The 18456-nt window shown below is 62.1% G+C and carries 16 protein-coding genes; 13 read left to right on the plus strand and 3 right to left on the minus strand.

The window, feature by feature from the left end:
- Positions 1 to 34: 34 nt before the first annotated feature.
- The 6 genes from ACFSNN_RS29325 to ACFSNN_RS29350 all read left to right on the plus strand — a co-directional run bounded on the left by ACFSNN_RS29325 (position 35) and on the right by ACFSNN_RS29350 (position 5597).
- The gene (locus tag ACFSNN_RS29325) at positions 35 to 1357 is read left to right on the plus strand and encodes an ABC transporter substrate-binding protein (RefSeq protein WP_134457931.1); all 1323 of its coding nucleotides are present in this window, start codon (positions 35 to 37) and stop codon (positions 1355 to 1357) included.
- 152 nt (positions 1358 to 1509) lie between these two features.
- Positions 1510 to 2445 (plus strand): carbohydrate ABC transporter permease, encoded by a 936-nt coding sequence (locus ACFSNN_RS29330; protein WP_134457932.1) that lies wholly within the window; start codon positions 1510 to 1512, stop codon positions 2443 to 2445.
- A 38-nt stretch (positions 2446 to 2483) separates the two neighbouring features.
- Positions 2484 to 3317: a carbohydrate ABC transporter permease gene (locus ACFSNN_RS29335; protein WP_244322862.1), complete on the plus strand. Its 834-nt coding sequence runs from the start codon at positions 2484 to 2486 to the stop codon at positions 3315 to 3317.
- On the plus strand, positions 3314 to 4027 hold the full coding sequence (locus ACFSNN_RS29340; protein ID WP_134457934.1) for an HAD family hydrolase: 714 nt from the start codon (positions 3314 to 3316) through the stop codon (positions 4025 to 4027). Before ACFSNN_RS29335 ends, ACFSNN_RS29340 begins: the two co-directional genes overlap by 4 nt.
- Positions 4028 to 4133: 106 nt before the next feature.
- Positions 4134 to 5243, plus strand: coding sequence for an ABC transporter ATP-binding protein (locus tag ACFSNN_RS29345; protein WP_134457935.1), 1110 nt, complete (start codon positions 4134 to 4136; stop codon positions 5241 to 5243).
- Between the two features lie 57 nt (positions 5244 to 5300).
- Positions 5301 to 5597: a DUF1330 domain-containing protein gene (locus ACFSNN_RS29350; RefSeq protein WP_134457936.1), complete on the plus strand. Its 297-nt coding sequence runs from the start codon at positions 5301 to 5303 to the stop codon at positions 5595 to 5597.
- 25 nt (positions 5598 to 5622) lie between these two features.
- Here ACFSNN_RS29350 and ACFSNN_RS29355 read toward each other — a convergent pair whose 3' ends face one another.
- From ACFSNN_RS29355 to dalD, 3 genes are all read right to left on the minus strand, one after another.
- Complete coding sequence (locus tag ACFSNN_RS29355; protein WP_134457937.1) at positions 5623 to 6570, minus strand: sugar-binding transcriptional regulator; 948 nt, start codon at positions 6568 to 6570, stop codon at positions 5623 to 5625.
- Positions 6571 to 6660: 90 nt separating this feature from the next.
- Entirely contained in the window at positions 6661 to 8142 is a 1482-nt protein-coding gene (gene xylB, locus ACFSNN_RS29360) for a xylulokinase (protein ID WP_134457938.1), read from the minus strand.
- A 170-nt stretch (positions 8143 to 8312) separates the two neighbouring features.
- Positions 8313 to 9725, minus strand: a complete 1413-nt coding sequence (dalD, locus tag ACFSNN_RS29365; RefSeq protein WP_134457939.1) for a D-arabinitol 4-dehydrogenase — start codon at positions 9723 to 9725, stop codon at positions 8313 to 8315.
- A gap of 383 nt (positions 9726 to 10108) precedes the next feature.
- Between dalD and ACFSNN_RS29370 the strand changes: the two genes are divergently transcribed.
- From ACFSNN_RS29370 to ACFSNN_RS29400, 7 genes are all read left to right on the plus strand, one after another.
- Positions 10109 to 11086 (plus strand): AraC family transcriptional regulator, encoded by a 978-nt coding sequence (locus ACFSNN_RS29370; protein ID WP_012434198.1) that lies wholly within the window; start codon positions 10109 to 10111, stop codon positions 11084 to 11086.
- A gap of 113 nt (positions 11087 to 11199) precedes the next feature.
- Positions 11200 to 12153: an ABC transporter substrate-binding protein gene (locus ACFSNN_RS29375; protein ID WP_134457940.1), complete on the plus strand. Its 954-nt coding sequence runs from the start codon at positions 11200 to 11202 to the stop codon at positions 12151 to 12153.
- A 60-nt stretch (positions 12154 to 12213) separates the two neighbouring features.
- A complete protein-coding gene (locus ACFSNN_RS29380) occupies positions 12214 to 13734 on the plus strand; it encodes a sugar ABC transporter ATP-binding protein (RefSeq protein WP_134457941.1) in 1521 nt (506 codons plus the stop codon).
- Positions 13721 to 14728: an ABC transporter permease gene (locus tag ACFSNN_RS29385; protein ID WP_134457942.1), complete on the plus strand. Its 1008-nt coding sequence runs from the start codon at positions 13721 to 13723 to the stop codon at positions 14726 to 14728. The genes ACFSNN_RS29380 and ACFSNN_RS29385 overlap by 14 nt, the downstream gene beginning before the upstream one ends.
- A 37-nt stretch (positions 14729 to 14765) precedes the next feature.
- Positions 14766 to 15863 (plus strand): alcohol dehydrogenase catalytic domain-containing protein, encoded by a 1098-nt coding sequence (locus ACFSNN_RS29390; protein WP_134457943.1) that lies wholly within the window; start codon positions 14766 to 14768, stop codon positions 15861 to 15863.
- A gap of 46 nt (positions 15864 to 15909) precedes the next feature.
- Positions 15910 to 17454 carry an FGGY-family carbohydrate kinase gene (locus tag ACFSNN_RS29395; protein WP_134457944.1) on the plus strand — a complete coding sequence of 515 codons (1545 nt, stop codon included), beginning with the start codon at positions 15910 to 15912 and terminating at the stop codon, positions 17452 to 17454.
- Positions 17451 to 18188, plus strand: a complete 738-nt coding sequence (locus ACFSNN_RS29400) for an SDR family oxidoreductase (protein ID WP_134457945.1) — start codon at positions 17451 to 17453, stop codon at positions 18186 to 18188. The genes ACFSNN_RS29395 and ACFSNN_RS29400 overlap by 4 nt, the downstream gene beginning before the upstream one ends.
- Positions 18189 to 18456 lie beyond the last annotated feature (268 nt).

Here is an 18456-nt window from a genome sequence, read left to right on the forward strand (position 1 = left end):
GCACTACATAACGTACGAGAAAGGAGACAAACACATGAAGCCAGCCCTCAAATCCACGCTAAAGGCGCTCAGTGCCGGCGCTGTCGCATGCTTTGCATTGAGCGCGTCGGCGGCGACTGTGACGATCGCCACGCTGAACAATCCGGACATGATCGAGTTGAAGAAGCTCTCGCCCGAATTCGAAAAAGCGAATCCGGACATCAAGCTGAACTGGGTGATTCTCGAAGAAAACGTGCTGCGTCAGCGCGCCACGACCGACATCACGACCGGCAGCGGCCAGTTCGACGTGATGACGATCGGCGCGTACGAAACGCCGCAATGGGGCAAGCGCGGCTGGCTCACGCCGCTCACGAACCTGCCCGCTGATTACGATCTGAACGACGTCGTGAAGACGGCCCGCGACGGCCTTTCGAGCGGCGGCCAGTTGTATGCGCTGCCGTTCTACGTCGAAAGCTCGATGACGTATTACCGCAAGGACCTGTTCGAGAAGGCCGGTCTGAAGATGCCCGACCAGCCGACTTACGACCAGATCAAGCAATTCGCCGACAAGCTCACGGACAAAGCCAACGGCATTTACGGCATCTGTCTGCGCGGCAAGGCGGGCTGGGGCGAAAACATGGCTTACGGCACGACGGTGGTGAACACCTTCGGCGGCCGCTGGTTCGACGAGAAATGGAACGCGCAGCTCACCTCGCCGGAATGGAAAAAGGCGATGACCTTCTACGTCGATCTGCTGAAGAAGGACGGCCCTCCGGGAGCGAGCTCGAATGGCTTCAACGAGAACCTGACGCTGATGTCCTCCGGCAAGTGCGCGATGTGGATCGACGCCACGGTGGCGGCCGGCATGCTCTACAACAAGCAGCAATCGCAGATTGCCGACAAGGTCGGTTTCGCGGCGGCGCCGGTCGCGGTCACGCCGAAGGGTTCGCATTGGCTGTGGGCCTGGGCGCTGGCGATTCCGAAGTCGTCGAAGCAGGCTGACGCGGCCAAGAAGTTCATCACGTGGGCCACGTCGAAGCAATATATCGAACTCGTCGCGAAGGACGAAGGCTGGGCCTCGGTGCCGCCGGGAACGCGTAAATCCACCTACGCACGCGCCGAGTACAAGCAGGCAGCACCGTTCGGCGACTTCGTGCTGAAGGCGATCGAAACGGCGGATCCGGAGCATCCGACGCTCAAGCCGGTGCCGTACACCGGTGTGCAGTTCGTCGGGATTCCTGAGTTCCAGTCGTTCGGCACCGTGGTCGGTCAGAGCATCTCCGGCGCGATTGCCGGCCAGATGACGGTCGATCAGGCGCTGGCAGCCGGCAACGCCACTGCGGATCGCGCGGTGAAGCAGGCCGGCTACCAGAAGTAAGCCACGGTCGTTACGTGGCACGCGCCGGCTGACGCCCGTCAGCCGGCTTACGCGGCACAGCGGGCCTTTCCGCCACACGTGCGCCGCGACATCGTAGGGTGTCGTCGCGGCTTCGGGCGGCGGTCCGCGCATTACCGAACAGGTGGTCAATCATGCGTCCTCTGCGCCTACCTCTCATGCATGCCCATCCCCAGACAGAAAAAGAACGCGAAACCCGCAAAGCCAACTCCGCCCGCTGGCTAGCCACGCCTTCGGTCGCGGTGCTCGTGCTGTGGATGGCGATTCCGCTCGCGATGACGATCTGGTTTTCGTTCTCGCGTTACAACCTGTTGAATCCGGATCTGAAAGGCTTCGCGGGTTTCGACAACTATAAATATCTTGCCAGCGATCCGTCGTTCGGCCCTTCGATCGGTCACACGCTCGAACTGATCATCTCGGTCCTCGTGATCACGGTGGTGGGCGGCGTGCTGATGGCGATTCTGTTCGACCGCAAGTTCTACGGGCAGGGGGTCGCGCGGCTGCTCGCCATCGCGCCGTTCTTCGTGATGCCGACCGTGAGCGCGTTGATCTGGAAGAACATGATCCTGCATCCGGTGTACGGCCTGATCGCGCAGGGCATGCGCGCCATGGGCATGCAACCGATCGACTGGTTCGCCGAATATCCCCTGACTGCCGTGATCATGATCGTCGCGTGGCAGTGGCTGCCCTTTGCTTTCCTGATTCTGTTCACCGCGATCCAGTCGCTCGATCAGGAGCAGAAGGAGGCGGCACGCATCGACGGTGCGGGTCCTTTCTCGATGTTCTTCTACATCACGCTGCCTCACCTGAAACGGGCGATCGCGGTGGTGGTGATGATGGAAACGATTTTCCTGCTGTCGATTTTCGCCGAAATCTACACGACCACGGGTGGCGGTCCGGGCACCGCGACCACCAACCTGTCGTACCTGATCTATTCGCTGGGCCTGCAACAGTTCGACGTCGGTCTCGCTTCGGCGGGCGGCATTCTCGCTGTCGTGCTGGCCAATATCGTGTCGTTCTTCCTGGTGCGGATGCTCGCGAAGAACCTTAAAGGGGAGTACGAAAAATGAGCCAGGTTGCCTCTACCCCGGTGTCGAGCCCGACCGCCATGACGGTCCCGGCGAAGTCGCCGTTCGCCGCGATCCGACGCGGCATTCCCGGCGTGATCGCGTGGCTCGTCGCCTTGTTGCTGTTCTTTCCGATCTTCTGGATGACGATCACCGCATTCAAGACGGAGCAGCAAGCGTATGCGTCGTCGCTGTTTTTCACCCCGACGCTCGATAGCTTCCGCGAGGTATTCGCGCGCAGCAATTACTTTTCGTTCGCGTGGAATTCGATACTGATCTCCGTGGGCGTGACGGTTCTGTGCCTGATCCTCGCGGTGCCGGCGGCGTATGCGATGGCCTTCTTCCCGACCCGCCGCACGCAGAAAGTGCTGCTGTGGATGCTGTCGACCAAGATGATGCCGTCGGTCGGCGTGCTGGTGCCGATCTACTTGCTGTGGAAAAACAGCGGTCTGCTGGATTCGGTGTCGGGTCTCGTGATCGTCTACACGCTGATCAATCTGCCCATCGCAGTGTGGATGTCGTTCACGTACTTCGCGGAAATTCCGCGTGACATTCTCGAAGCCGGCCGGATCGACGGCGCCGCGACGTGGCAGGAAATCGTCTATCTGCTGATGCCGATGTCGCTGCCTGGGCTCGCCTCGACTGCGCTGCTGCTCGTGATCCTTTCGTGGAACGAAGCATTCTGGAGCATCAACCTGTCCAGTTCGAACGCCGCGCCGCTGACCGTGTTCATCGCTTCGTATTCGAGTCCTGAGGGTCTCTTCTGGGCCAAGCTGTCCGCCGCTTCGCTGCTGGCGGTCGCGCCGATCCTGATCGTCGGCTGGCTGTCGCAGAAGCAACTGGTGCGCGGCCTTACCTTCGGGGCGGTCAAATGACGGCAGGCACGAGTGGAAGCACGCTCGCCGGCAATTTCGCGCTGATCTGCGATTGCGACGGCGTGCTGATCGACAGCGAAGCCGTGGCGGCGCGCATGCTGGTGCACGAACTCGAAGCGCGCTGGCCCGGCACCGACGTCGAGCCGGTCGTGCTGCCGCTGCTCGGACTGCGCATCGAGAAAGTGTTGCAAGGCACCGCGGCGCAGCTCGGCAAAAGCCTCAGCGGCGAGGATATCGATTCGATCCGGCAAGCAGTGGAAGCGGCGGCGATGCAGGCGTCGACGGTCGAAGGCATCGAAGCCGCGCTGGCTCAGGTGCCGCTCACCAAAGGCTGCGCCAGCAACAGCTTTCGCCCGTATGTGGAAACGGTGCTGACGCGCACGGGCCTCGTAAGATTTTTCGGCGATCGCCTGTTCTGCGCCGACGCGGTGCCGAATCCGAAGCCCGCGCCCGACGTCTATCTGGCGGCGGCCAAGGGTCTTGGACTCGCGCCGTCGGCATGCCTCGTGGTGGAGGACAGCGTCACGGGTGTGACGGCCGCCACTGCGGCGGGCATGACGGTGCTCGGTTTCATCGGCGGCGGTCACGCGAGCGATGCGCAGATCGATAAGCTGCATGCGGCCGGCGCGCGTCACGTCTTCGACGACATGCAGCAGTTGCCGGAACTGGTCGCGCAATGGACGCTGAGTGCGACGGCGGCCGCGCCATAAGCGGGCGGCATCGAAAGCGAATCACTGTAGCTGCCTGAGCGTCTCAAACAACTCAGGCAACCGAAATATCGGACAGGCAACACATAGCATTACACGGAGACACATCATGGCAAGCGTAACTCTGCGCAACATCAGGAAGGCGTACGACGAAAACGAAGTGATGCGCGACATCAACCTCGATATCGCGGACGGCGAGTTCGTCGTGTTCGTGGGCCCGAGCGGTTGCGGTAAATCGACGCTGATGCGGATGATCGCCGGCCTCGAAGATATCAGCGGCGGCGATCTGACCATCGACGGCATGCGCGTGAACGACGTGGCGCCCGCCAAGCGCGGCATCGCGATGGTGTTCCAGTCGTACGCGCTGTATCCGCATATGACGCTGTACGACAACATGGCGTTCGGCCTGAAACTCGCCGGCACCAAGAAGCCGGAGATCGACGCCGCGGTGCGCAACGCGGCGAAGATCCTGCACATCGACCATCTGCTGGATCGCAAGCCGAAGCAGTTGTCGGGCGGGCAGCGTCAGCGCGTGGCGATCGGCCGCGCGATCACGCGCAAGCCGAAAGTGTTTCTGTTCGACGAACCGTTGTCGAATCTCGACGCTGCCTTGCGCGTGAAAATGCGCCTCGAGTTCGCGCGTCTGCATGACGAACTGAAGACCACGATGATCTACGTGACGCACGATCAGGTCGAGGCCATGACGCTGGCGGACAAGATCGTGGTGCTGTCGGCGGGCAATCTGGAGCAGGTCGGCAGCCCGACCATGCTATATCACGCGCCGGCCAACCGTTTCGTCGCGGGATTCATCGGTTCGCCGAAGATGAACTTCATGGAAGGCGTGGTGCAGTCGGTCACGCATGACGGCGTCACGGTGCGCTACGAAACCGGCGAGACGCAGCGCGTCGCGGTGGAACCGGCCGCGGTGAAGCAGGGCGACAAGGTGACGGTCGGCATTCGCCCCGAGCATCTGCACGTAGGCATGGCCGACGACGGCATCTCGGCCCGCACGATGGCGGTCGAGTCGCTCGGCGACGCGGCGTATCTGTACGCGGAATCGAGCGTCGCCCCGGACGGATTGATCGCGCGCATTCCGCCGCTCGAACGTCATACGAAAGGCGAGACGCAAAAACTCGGCGCCACGCCGGAGCATTGCCATCTGTTCGACAGCGCAGGGAAAGCATTCCAGCGTAAGATCGTCGAAGTGCTGGCCGCGTGACGATTGTGAAAGCGGCGGGCGCGCCGCTTTCCTTTCAACCACGCCCCGGAAACGCTCATGGCCGCCTACGTCGTCATTACGCGCGAGAAAACGCTCGACCCCGCAAAGCTGGACGAATACAAACAGGTTGCGCCTGCAACCTTCGAGCAGCATCCGGTCATGATGCTGGCGAGCCACGGCCGCAAGGAAGTCGTGGAAGGTCCGCCGATCGACGAAATCCTGATCCTCGAATTCGCCAGCTACGACGAAGCGATTGCCTGGTATCGCAGCCCGGAGTATCAGGCCGTCAGCGAAACGCGTCTGCAGGGCGGGGAATACCGGATCATCATCACCGAAGGCCTGCCGGCGATGTAGCGCAGCTTTGGCGCAGGCCGTCCGCTTACGCCTCGAGCGCGGCTCTCGCGCATGATTCGTCGGTCACCAATCCTGACAGCCAGCCGCCTTTGAGCACCGCGATCAGCGCTTCACGTTTGCGCTCCCCGCCAGCAAAACCAATGGTCGGGCGCTGCGGCGGCGAGTCGAGCGCGATGCTCGTCACGCGCCGGCCGGTCGGCGATTCGACGTGCGCGCCGGCTGCGTCGATCGGCAGTCCGAGCATTTCAGCCACCGCGCCGTTCTGCGTCAACTCTTTCACTTCGGCCGATGTAATGAATCCGTCTTCGAGCAGCGGACATTTCGGCCCGATATTGCCGATGCCGACAAACGCCACGTCGGCCTGCGCCGACAGCGATTCGACGATCCGATAAAGCCGGTGATTGCACCACTGCGCGCGTTCCGCTTCGCTATCGGCGAGCAGCGGCGCGGGCAGCAGAAAATGCTTTCCGCCCGTCTTCTCCGAAATGTGCAGCGCGACGTCGTAGCGGTTCGAGGAGCCGTCCTGGGCGATCGCTCCGACCATCGATACCAGCCGATGCTGCGGACGGTCAAGCTGGGCGATCTGATCGACGGCGGCCTTCAGCGTCCGGCCGCTGCTCACCGCGACCACCATCGGTTTTTCCTCGCCGAGATAGCGCTCCATCACCTGCGCGCCGGCCACCGCCAGCTTGCGGTCGACCTCGTCGGAGGTGTCGCTATCGATCGGCACCACTTCGCACATGCTCAGGCCGTAGCGCTTCGACAGTTGATCGGCGAGCGCGAGGCAGTCCGCCAGTTTGTGATCGACGCGCACACGAATCAGATTCTTTTCCACCGCGAAGGCGACCAGCCGTTGCGCGACCGGGCGCGACACCTGCAGCTTCTCGGCGATCTCGTTCTGGGTGTTGCCGGCGACGTAGTAGAGCCACGCGGCGCGGGTAGCAAGATCTAATTTTTCTGTGGACTTGGGCACGGTGACGGTTCGCTTGAAGTGCGCCGATGATAGCAGCCGGTCGTCGCGCTTCAACTAACTCTGGCGCGGCAACCGGCTGCGGATTGCCGGTCAGGCAAGCGGTTGCCGCGCGGGGTCGAACAACGGCCGCACGTGGCGGTAGAGCGCGCGATACGCTTCGAGCCGCGCGCGCAGTTCGGCATGGCGGCGCGGGTTCGGTGTGAACTCCTTGGCGATCGGCGGCTTGGTCAGCACGGTGGCCGGATCGCCGCCGGCCGCCAGCCAGCCGAGGCGTGCCGCGCCGAGCGCCGCGCCGGTCTCGCCGCCGCCGTGCTTGCGGGTGGCGGTGTCGAGGGCGTCTGCGAGCAATTGGGCCCAGTAGTCGCTGCGGGCGCCGCCGCCGAGCAGCGACAGCGCCTTTGCTTCCGTGCCGGCCGCGCGCAGCGCGTCGAGGCCGTCGGTGAGCGCGAGCGTGACGCCTTCGAGCACCGCGTAGCCGAGCAACGCGCGATCCGTTGCGTGCGTCATGCCGAAGAACACGCCTTGCGCATACGGGTCGTTGTGCGGCGTGCGTTCGCCCGACAGATAGGGCAGAAAGAGCGGTGCGGTGTTCAACGCGTCTGCGGGAAGCGCCTCGATTTCGGCGAGCAGGGTCGGTTCGTCGGTGGAAGTCAGCTTGCAGACCCAGCGCAGACAACTCGCGGCGGAGAGCACCACGCTCATCTGATGCCAGCGATCCGGAATCGCGTGACAGAACGCGTGCACCGCCGAAGCCGGATTCGGCCGGAAGCTGTCGCCGACCACGCACAGCACGCCCGACGTGCCGAGTGAAACGAAGCCGTCGCCGGGTTGCGTCGCGCCGATGCCGATCGCGCTGGTGGCGTTGTCGCCGCCGCCGGCCGCGACGATAACGCCGTCGCTCAGGCCAAATTCACGCGCAACCGATGGCAGCAGCGTGCCGGACGGCTCGCTGCCTTCGGCGAGGCTCGGCATCTGCGCACGCGACATATTGCAGGCCGCGAGCAGCGAGTCCGACCAGTCGCGTTTGGCGACATCGAGCCACAGCGTGCCGGCCGCATCGGATGGATCGGACACCTTGCCGCCGGTCAGTTGCAGGCGCAAGTAATCCTTCGGCAGCAACACGCAGGCGGTTTGCGCAAAAATCTCGGGTTCGTGGCGCGCGACCCAAAGCAGCTTCGGCGCGGTGAAACCGGGCATGGCGAGATTGCCGGCCACGCTGTGCAACTCAGGCGCGCGCTCGGTCAACTCCGCGCATTCCTTGTCGCTGCGCATGTCGTTCCACAGGATCGCGGGACGCAGCACGCGGTCCTGCGCATCCAGCAGCACGGCGCCGTGCATCTGACCCGACAGGCCGATGCCGCGAATCTGCGCGAACTCGTCAGGATGCCTGGCGCGCAACGCGGCGAGCGCGGTACGCGTACCAGCCCACCAATCTTCGGGATTCTGCTCGGCCCAGCGCTGATGCGGGCGCGAAACGGTGAATGGTGAGCCTGCGGTGCCGATCACGCGTCCGTCGGAGGCGAGCAGCAGAACTTTCACTTCGGACGTGCCGAGGTCGATGCCGAGATACATGGGCGCGGAACCTTCGTCGTTGGAGATGCGCTACTTTAGCCGCACATGGCGCGCGGTGCCATGCGCATTAAGCCTGGCTGAGCCTGGCTTGGCGTGGCACGTGTGCGCTTCGATGCCGCGCGGTGCGCGGCCCTTATGAATCATCAAGTCAATCATCGAGTCAGCGGCGTTCAAACCGCGCCGCGTTTGGCGAGCCATACATCGACGCGCGCCAACGCGCCTTCCAGCGCCGATTCCAGTTCCGGCGTTTGCGCCATGCTGCCCCACAGCAGACGGTCGGCGGCGAACGCTTTCAATGGATCGGGCGCCTCGAAGAAAGCACGCGCGACACGCTCATCCATCACGCCGTCCTGATACGTGTAGGGCAACTCGCCGGCGCTCCAGCGATCGAGAAAGCGGAAGAACAGGGCGGGCAGCATGGCTGTCGCCGCGGGCGTGACGCCGCGCTCGAAACACTCCGACAACGTCGGCGCGATAAATCCGGGCAGCTTCGAAAAGCCATCTGCCGCGACGCGCTGGTTCGTGTCCTGGATATAAGGATTGCTGAAGCGCTCGAGCACCACGTCGCGATAGCGTTCGAGATCGAGCGGACTCGGCGTGAGGCACGGAATTACGTCTTCGGTCACGTACTCGTAGGCGAATTTGTTGATGTCCGCGTCGAGCGTGCCCTCGTGAATATAGTTCAGCCCGACCAGCGTACCCGCCCACGCGATGCAGCTATGCGTCGCGTTGAGAATGCGGATCTTCGCCTCTTCATACGGCATCACCGAGTCGACCAGTTCCGCGCCGACTTTTTCCCACGCCGGGCGTCCCGCGATGAAGTTGTCTTCGATCACCCATTGGATGAACGCTTCGCCCATCACCGGAGCGGCGTCGTCGACACCGGTGGCGGCCTTGACGCGCTCGCGCACGTCCGGCGTAGGGCGCGGTGTGATGCGGTCGACCATCGAACTGGGACTGGCGGTGTTGTCGTCGAACCATTGCGCCAGTTCGCTCGCGCCGCGCCGTTCGAGAAACTCGCTCATGCCCGCGTGGAAGCGCTCGCCGTTGCTGCGCAGGTTGTCGCAAGTCTGCAGCGTGACCGGGCCCGCGCCGCCTTTCATGCGCGCGTCGAGAATCGCGGCCAGCGCGCCGTAGATGGTGGTGTGGCCGCCTTCGAGGTCGGCCGCGAGATCGGGGTTGGCGGTGTCGAGTTCGTCCTGCTCGTCGAGGTAATAGCCGCCTTCGGTGACGGTGAACGCGATGATCTTGCAGGCCGGGTCGGCGCCCGCTTCGATCAGCGCGTCGAGACTTTCGGTCCACGGCACGACGCGCTCGATCGAACGAATCGTCTCGTAGGCGCGCTCACCTTGAGGCGTGACAGTCTCGAGCGTGTAGACGCCGTTTTGCGCAGCGAGCGCTTCGAGCACAGCGTTCATGTCGCTGCGGATATTGCCGACCGTCAGCGACCAGTGCGGCTCGCCCGCGACGCTGGCCTCGTTCAATCGATGGAGATACCACGCCTGATGCGCGCGATGAAACGATCCCGCGCCGATGTGCAGGATCACGTGTGCGGCCGCGCCGCTGTCTTGCCCGCTGTTCATGTGCGTCTCCTGAATGTCCTTGCTCGCACCGCTCGTAGCGTGCGTTTCTTCTTGGGTTGGAGCATTTGCTCTGCATGTGAGCGAATGATCGTACCCGACGAAACGAAAGTCAAGGCGACGAAGTACGGTTTTTTGTGGCGCAGCGCCGCGCAGCGGGGCTTTTCAGCGCGATGGGCAGTCCGCCGCAGCGTGATGGACGCGTGTTGCCGAGCGTATTGCATTGCATCAAATTTGACATCGGCCGCGCCAGGACTAACCCGAATGCAAAAAAGTATCGGTCCGCGGTTTCATTTCTAGTGGTGAATAGCGCGCCGGAAGACTACTTTTGCTATACAAGACGAAGACTAGCGGCGCACGAGGCGGCCGCTTCATGGAGACAGACAGTGCAACCCGATCTCGAACTCGTGGCCGTACGTCGTGACGAATCGTTCAAAGTATGGTCGCACGGCTATCCGTACCGTACGGTGCGCTGGCACTTTCATCCGGAATACGAAATTCATCTGATCGTCGCGACCACCGGCAAGATGTTCGTCGGCGATCACATCAGCAACTACACGCCCGGCAACCTCGTGTTGATGGGGCCGAACCTGCCGCACAACTGGGTGAGCGATGTGCCGGAGGGCGAGACCATCGCGCAGCGCAATCTGGTCGTGCAATTCGGGCAGGAGTTCGTGTCGGGCTGCATCGACAGTTTTCCGGAGTGGCGTCAGGTCGAAGCGTTGCTTGCCGATTCGCGCCGCGGCATCTCGTTCGGCGCGCAAACGAGCGCGGCGATCCAGCCGCTGTTCCTCGAATTGCTGGCCGCGCGCGGCCTGCGCCGGCTGGTTCTGTTCATGTCGATGCTCGAAATCCTGATGAACGCCGAGGATCGCGAGACGCTCGCGAGTCCGGCTTATCAGGCCGATCCAACCAGTTTCGCGTCGACGCGCATCAATCACGTGCTCTCGTATATCGGCAAAAACCTCGCGAACGAATTGCGCGAGTCGGACCTTGCGCAACTCGCGGGCCAGAGCGTCAGCGCATTCTCGCGTTATTTCCGCCGCCATACCGGCCTGCCGTTCGTGCAGTACGTGAACCGCATGCGCATCAATCTCGCGTGCCAGTTGCTCACCGACGACGACCTGAGCGTAACGGATATCTGTTTCAAGGCGGGCTTTAACAACCTGTCGAATTTCAACCGGCAGTTTCTCGCGGTAAAGGGCATGGCGCCTTCGAAATTCCGCCACTATCAGCAATTGAACGACGCGAGTCGCGACGCCTCCGAAGAAGCCGCCGCGCGCGGCGTGGGTATCGACGACGCCCCCGCCATCGTGCTCGCGCCGGGTCTGCCGCGCAGCGCTGCCGCTTATCCACCGACGTAGTCCCAAGCCCAGGCTTTCCGCCGAAGCGTTTTATTTCACCTGCGTTTCAACACGTATCGCGCTGTCCCACGACAGCGTGAGGGACGTGCTCACTTTTAATAATGGAGACAACCATGACGCAATCCCTTTCGAAGCCGGCCTCGTTGAAGACTTTCGCACGCAGCACGGCGGCGCTGGCGACGCTCGCCTTCGGCTTGTCGTTCATCGCCGCGCCGGCCGCGCAAGCCGCGCCGCTGAAAATCGGCATGACGTTTCAGGAGCTCAACAACCCGTACTTCGTGACGATGCAAAAAGCGCTGAACGACGCGGCTGCTTCCATCGGCGCGACGGTTGTCGTCACCGACGCGCACCACGATGTCAGCAAGCAGGTCAGCGACGTGGAAGACATGCTGCAGAAGAAGATCGACATCCTGCTCGTGAATCCGACCGATTCGACCGGCATCCAGTCGGCGGTGACCTCGGCGAAGAAAGCGGGCGTGGTGGTGGTCGCCGTCGATGCGAACGCCAATGGTCCGGTCGATTCGTTCGTCGGTTCCAAGAACTACGACGCGGGCGAGATGGCTTGCGAGTATCTGGCCAAATCGATCGGCGGCAGCGGCGAAGTGGCGATTCTCGACGGCATTCCGGTCGTGCCGATTCTCGAACGCGTGCGCGGCTGCAAGGCGGCGCTCGCGAAAGCGCCAGGCGTGAAGCTCGTGGATACGCAGAACGGTAAGCAGGAACGCGCGACCGCGTTGTCCGTCACCGAGAACATGATTCAGGCGCATCCAAATTTGAAGGGCGTGTTCAGCGTGAACGATGGCGGCTCGATGGGCGCGCTCTCGGCGATCGAATCGTCGGGTAAGGACATCAAGCTGACCAGCGTCGACGGCGCGCCGGAAGCGATTGCCGCGATCCAGAAGCCGAACTCCAAGTTCATCGAAACGTCCGCGCAATTTCCCGCAGACCAGGTGCGCATTGCACTCGGCATCGCGCTCGCGAAGAAGTGGGGCGCTAATGTGCCGAAGACCATTCCTGTCGACGTGAAAATGATCGACAAGAGCAATGCCAAGGGTTTCAGCTGGTAAGCCGAACGTCCGTTGTCGCGTCGAGTAAAAGCGGGGCAACGGACAGCAGAGGAGGACCCGATGGACACGATACTCAAGCTCGACAACATCACCAAAAGTTTTCCAGGCGTGAAGGCGCTGCAAGGCATTCATCTGGAAATCGTGCGCGGCGAGATTCACGCGTTGCTTGGCGAAAACGGCGCCGGCAAATCGACGTTGATGAAAATCCTGTGCGGCATCTATCAGCCGGACGAAGGCACGATCACGATCGACAACGAAGCCCGCCACTTCACGAACTATCACGACGCGGTGGCGGCCGGCGTCGGCATTGTGTTTCAGGAGTTCAGCCTGATTCCGTATCTGAACGCGGTGGAGAACATGTTCCTCGGCCGCGAATTGAAGAACGGCTTGGGCCTGCTCGAACGCGGCAAGATGCGGCGCGCGGCGGCGGCGATTTTTCAGCGGCTCGGCGTGACGATCGATCTGTCGGTGCCGATTCGCGAACTCTCGGTGGCGCAGCAGCAGTTCGTCGAAATCGGCAAGGCGCTCTCGCTGGAGGCGCGCATTCTGATTCTGGACGAGCCCACCGCCACGCTCACGCCCGCCGAAGCCGAGCATCTGTTCGCGATCATGCGCGAGCTGAAGCAGCAGGGCGTCGCGATGATTTTTATCTCGCACCACCTCGAAGAGATTTTCGAAGTGTGCGACCGCATTACCGTTCTGCGCGATGGCCAGTATGTCGGCATGACCGAGGTCGCACAATCCAATGTCGGGCATCTGGTGGAGATGATGGTGGGGCGCCGCATCGAAAACAGCTTTCCGCCGAAGCCGCCGCTGCGTGCCGACGCGAAGATCGTGCTCGATGTCGAGAAGCTTCAGTTGCTCAAGGACAGCCCCGTGTTGAGCTTTACGCTGCGTGAAGGAGAGATTCTCGGCTTCGCGGGACTGGTCGGCTCGGGGCGCACGGAAACCGCGCTCGCTGTGATCGGCGCGGATCCGGCCTACGTGAAGGAGCTTCGCATCAACGGTACGTCGGCCAGGTTATCCGATCCCGCCGATGCGTTGCGCGCCGGCGTCGGCATTCTGCCCGAAAGCCGCAAGACCGAAGGCCTGATCACCGACTTCTCGATCAAGCAGAACATCTCGATCAACAACCTCGGCAAGTATCGCTCGTTGCGTTTCTTCATCGACCAGCGCAGCGAAGCGCGCGCGACCGCCGACATCATGAAACGCGTGGGCGTCAAAGCGCCGACCATGCATACGGAAGTCGCGACGCTCTCCGGCGGCAATCAGCAGAAGGTGGTGATCGCGCGCTGGCTGAATCACCACACCAACATCCTGATCTTCGACGAACCGACGCGCGGCATCGACGTCGGCGCCAAAGCCGAAATCTATCTGCTGATGCGCGAACTCACCGCGCGCGGCTACTCGATCATCATGATCTCGTCCGAACTGCCGGAGATCGTCGGCATGTGCGACCGCGTCGCCGTGTTCCGGCAGGGCCGCATCGAAGCGATGCTCGAAGGCGACGCGATCGACTCGAACGCCGTGATGACCTATGCAACTGCCGGCTCTCGTGGAGCAACACATGAACACGCCTAATCCTTCCTCTTCACCCAAGACCTCCGCTGTCAGCAGCGATACGCCGGGAGCGCCGGTGCGTTTCACGTGGGCCGCATTGAAACGCTCCACGCTGTTCTATCCGTTCATCGGCTTGCTGGTGGTCTGCATCGTGATGGTGTTCGCGAGCGATAGTTTTCTCTCCGGGGCGAACATCGAGAACGTGCTGCGCCAGGTGTCGATCAACGCGATCATCGCCGTGGGCATGACGTGCGTGATTTTGACCGGCGGTATCGATCTTTCCGTGGGCTCCGTCATGGCGCTGGCTGGCACGCTCGCCGCGGGTTTGATGGTGGCCGGCATGAACGCGGTCGCCGCGCTGGCAATCGGTATTGCGGTCGGCCTCGGCTTCGGCGCGGCGAACGGTTTCTTCGTGGCCTTTGCCGGCATGCCGCCGATCATCGTCACGCTCGCGACGATGGGCATCGCGCGCGGCCTCGCGCTGATCTACACAGGCGGTTATCCGATCGACGGCTTGCCGGACTGGGTGAGCTTCTTCGGCAGCGGCAAGATTCTCGGCGTGCAGGCGCCCGTCGTGATCATGGCGGTGATCTATGTGATCGCGTGGGTCCTGCTGGAGCGCATGCCGTTCGGCCGCTATGTCTATGCGATTGGCGGCAACGAACAGGCCACGCGTCTGTCCGGCGTGCGCGTGGCGCGCGTCAAGCTGATCGTCTACACGATTGCCGGTTTGACGTCCGCCTTCGCCGCCATTGTGTTGACCGCGCGTTTGATGAGCGGGCAGCCGAACGCCGGCGTCGGCTTCGAACTCGACGCCATCGCCGCAGTGGTGATGGGCGGCACGTCGATCTCCGGCGGCCGCGGCTCGATCATCGGCACGTTGATCGGCGCGCTGCTGCTCGGTGTGTTGAACAACGGCCTGAACATGGTCGGCGTGAATCCGTATGTGCAGAACGTGATCAAGGGCGGAATCATTTTGCTCGCGATTTACATCAGCCGCGACCGCAGAAAGTAATTCTTCAACGACTTCCACTTTTAAGCAGGACCATGCAATGACGACTCGATCCACAGACCACGACCAGCAGAACATGACAGCCATCGTCTGTCATGCACCGAAAGATTATCGCGTCGAACAGGTGTCGAAACCTCGCGCGGGTGCGTACGAACTGGTGATCCGCATTGCCGCGTGCGGGATTTGCGCGAGCGACTGCAAATGTCATTCGGGCGCGAAGATGTTCTGGGGCGGCCCGAGCCCTTGGGTGAAAGCGCCGGTGATTCCGGGCCACGAGTTCTTCGGTTTCGTGGAAGAAATCGGCGAAGGCGCGGCCGATCACTTCGGCGTGAAGATGGGCGACCGCGTGATCGCCGAACAGATCGTGCCGTGCGGCAAATGCCGCTATTGCAAATCCGGCCAGTACTGGATGTGCGAGGTGCACAACATCTTCGGCTTCCAGCGCGAAGTCGCCGACGGCGGCATGGCCGAATACATGCGCATTCCGCCGACGGCGATTGTCCACAAGATTCCCGACGGCATTTCGCCGGAAGACGCCGCGATCATCGAACCGCTCGCCTGCGCGATCCACACGGTCAATCGTGGCGAAGTGCAACTCGACGATGTCGTGGTGATCGCCGGCGCCGGTCCGCTCGGTTTGATGATGACGCAAATCGCGCATCTGAAAACGCCGAAGAAACTGGTGGTGATCGATCTGGTCGAAGAGCGCCTCGCGCTCGCCCGCGAGTATGGCGCCGACGTGACGATCAACCCGAAACAGGACGACGCGCTGGCGATCATCCACTCGCTCACGGACGGTTATGGCTGCGATGTGTATATTGAAACCACAGGTGCGCCGATTGGCGTGAATCAGGGCATGGACCTGATTCGCAAGCTCGGGCGCTTCGTCGAGTTTTCGGTGTTCGGTGCGGATACGACGCTGGATTGGTCGGTGATCGGCGACCGCAAGGAACTCGACGTACGCGGCGCGCACCTCGGACCGTATTGCTATCCGATCGCGATCGATCTGCTGGCGCGCGGGCTGGTTACATCGAAAGGCATTGTCACGCACGGCTTTTCGCTGGAAGAATGGGACGAGGCGATCAAGATCGCTAACTCGCTCGATTCGATCAAGGTGTTGCTGAAGCCGCGCGCCTGAGCGTCGATCGTGGTCGGAGTACGAGCGGCATCTAAACGGAGACAGTATGGATTACGTCATCGGCGTCGATATCGGCACGCAGAGCACCAAGGCGCTGCTGGTCGATCAGCACGGCGCGATCGTCGCGCAGCATGCGTCGAGCTATCAGCCGGATACGCCCAAGCCGCTGTGGGCTGAACAATGGCCCGCGGTCTGGTTGAAGGCGGTGGTGGAGTGTATCGCTGCATGCGTTGCCAAGGCGAAAGAGGCGGGCGTCGCGGCGAAGTCGATCAAAGCCGTGTGCGTGAGCAGCCTGTACGGCGGTTCCGGCATTCCGGTGGATAGCGAAATGCGGCCGCTGTATCCCTGTTTGATCTGGATGGATCGGCGCGCCACCGAGCAGGTCGAATGGGTGCGCAACAACGTCGATCTCGAACGGCTCTACACGATCACCGGCAACGGCGTGGATAGTTACTACGGCTACACGAAGATGCTGTGGCTGCGCGATCACGAACCGGACGTGTGGTCACATACGCGTTATTTCCTGCCGCCGAATGCGTACGTGATCTACATGCTGACTGGCGAGGTGGCGGTCGATCATAGTTCGGCGGGCAATATCGGCGGCATCTACGACATTGGCAAACGCGACTGGTCCGACGAAGCGCTCGACATGCTCGGCATTCCCGCGACAATGATGCCGGAGCGGCTGGTCGAATCGTCGGACGTGGTAGGCGGCTTGCTGTCGCAGTGGGTCGAGCAGCTTGGTCTCGACGCGGGCACGGCGATCGTCGCGGGTGGCGTGGACGCGGCGATGGCGACGTTCGCGGCCGGCGTCACGCGCGCCGGGCAACATGTCGCGATGATCGGCACGAGCATGTGCTGGGGCTATATCAACCAGAGCGTCGACGCGCGGCATGGGTTGATCAGCATGCCGCATGTGTTCAATGGCCAGCGCGATATTTATGTGTTCGGCGGGGCGATTACGGCGGGCGCGTCGGTGACCTGGTATCGCGAGCAGTTCTGTCACGCGGAGATCGAGGCCGCGCGCGCGACGCCGCACGGCGATCCGCATCGCTTGCTGGAAGAGTCGGCTGAGAAGGTGCCGGCCGGCTCAGATGGCGTGATGTTCCTGCCGTATCTGATGGGCGAGCGTAGTCCGGTGTGGGATGCCAAGGCGAGCGGTGCGTTCGTCGGACTGAGCCTGTTTCATACACGCGCGCATTTGTATCGCGCGGTGCTGGAGGGCGTAACTTTTGCGTTGAAGCACAACATCGAGGCGGGGCGCAAAGGCGCGCAGTCGCTGGACGACAAACTGATCGTGGTGGGCGGCGCCGCGCATTCGGATCTGTGGATGCAGATTATCGCGGACGTCACCGGGTATCCGGTTTATACCATCGAGCAGGACGTGGAGGCGGCGATGGGGGCTGCTTTGCTGGCGGCTGTCGGTGTCGGGCTGGTGTCGCGTGAAGAGGCGCAGAGCGGATGGGTCACGCTGGTTGAACGCGCGGAGCCGAACGCACAACGGATGGCGTTGTACGAGCAAAGGTACGGCGTTTATACAGATTTGTATCCGGCGTTGAAGCCGGTCATGCATCGGTTGCAGACATCATGAATGCTACTTTCGATTTTTCTGGTCGGTCGATTCTTGTGACGGGTGCTTCAAGTGGAATTGGGCGCGCGACTGTTGAGGCGTTGTGTGCGTCGGGCGCTAATGTGGTGGCTGCCGCGCGTAACGTGAATGAGCTTGCGCGGTTGGCGGAGGAAACGGGCTGCGAGCCTTTAGTGGTTGATGTGAGCGATGAAGCGGCTATCGGTGACGCGTTGGGTTCGCTCGATGTGTTCGATGGGCTCGTGAATTGCGCGGGAATTGCGTTGCTTGAACGTGCTGTGGATACGACCGGTGCCAGTTTTGATCGGGTGATGGCGGTGAATGCGCGGGGCGCTGTGCTGGTGGCCAAGCATGTGGCGCGGGGGATGATCGATGCTCAACGCGGTGGCAGTATTGTTAATGTTTCCAGTCAGGCCGCGCTTGTTGCCTTGGATGATCATTTGAGTTATTCGGCTTCCAAGGCTGCGCTCGATGCTGTTACGCGGGCTCTGTGTGTTGAGTTGGGGCCGTTTGGGATTCGGGTTAATAGCGTGAATCCTACGGTTACGTTGACACCTATGGCGGTGCTGGCCTGGAGTGATCCGGTTAAGCGGGATCCCGCGCTTAAGGCTATTCCGTTGCGGCGGTTTGCTGAGTCTGCTGAGGTTGCGGCGCCGATTTTGTTTTTGTTGAGTGAGGGGGCTTCTATGATTAGTGGGGTTTGTTTGGCTGTTGATGGGGGGTATACGGCTAGGTGAGGGGTTCTTTTTCGCGTGTGACGGGTTGTTTATCTGTGATCCTAAGTTTTTTGGCCTTTCCTTGATTTGCTTGTGGTCTATTAGCGTTGCCCCTGTGCGGGGCGGCACCTACTTCTCTTTGCCGCCGCAAAGAGAAGTAGGCAAGAGAAAGCGGCTCACACCGCTAATTCGTAAGTGGGGACATCGCGCAGCCGCGGTAGTGGCTCATCTGGAATCTGTGCTCTCGCGCATTCGGCGCCTGTGACACAGCACTCATTCTTCCCGCCTC

The sequence above is a fragment of the Paraburkholderia dipogonis genome (genome assembly GCF_042680985.1).
Taxonomy (GTDB): Bacteria; Pseudomonadota; Gammaproteobacteria; order Burkholderiales; family Burkholderiaceae; genus Paraburkholderia; species Paraburkholderia phytofirmans.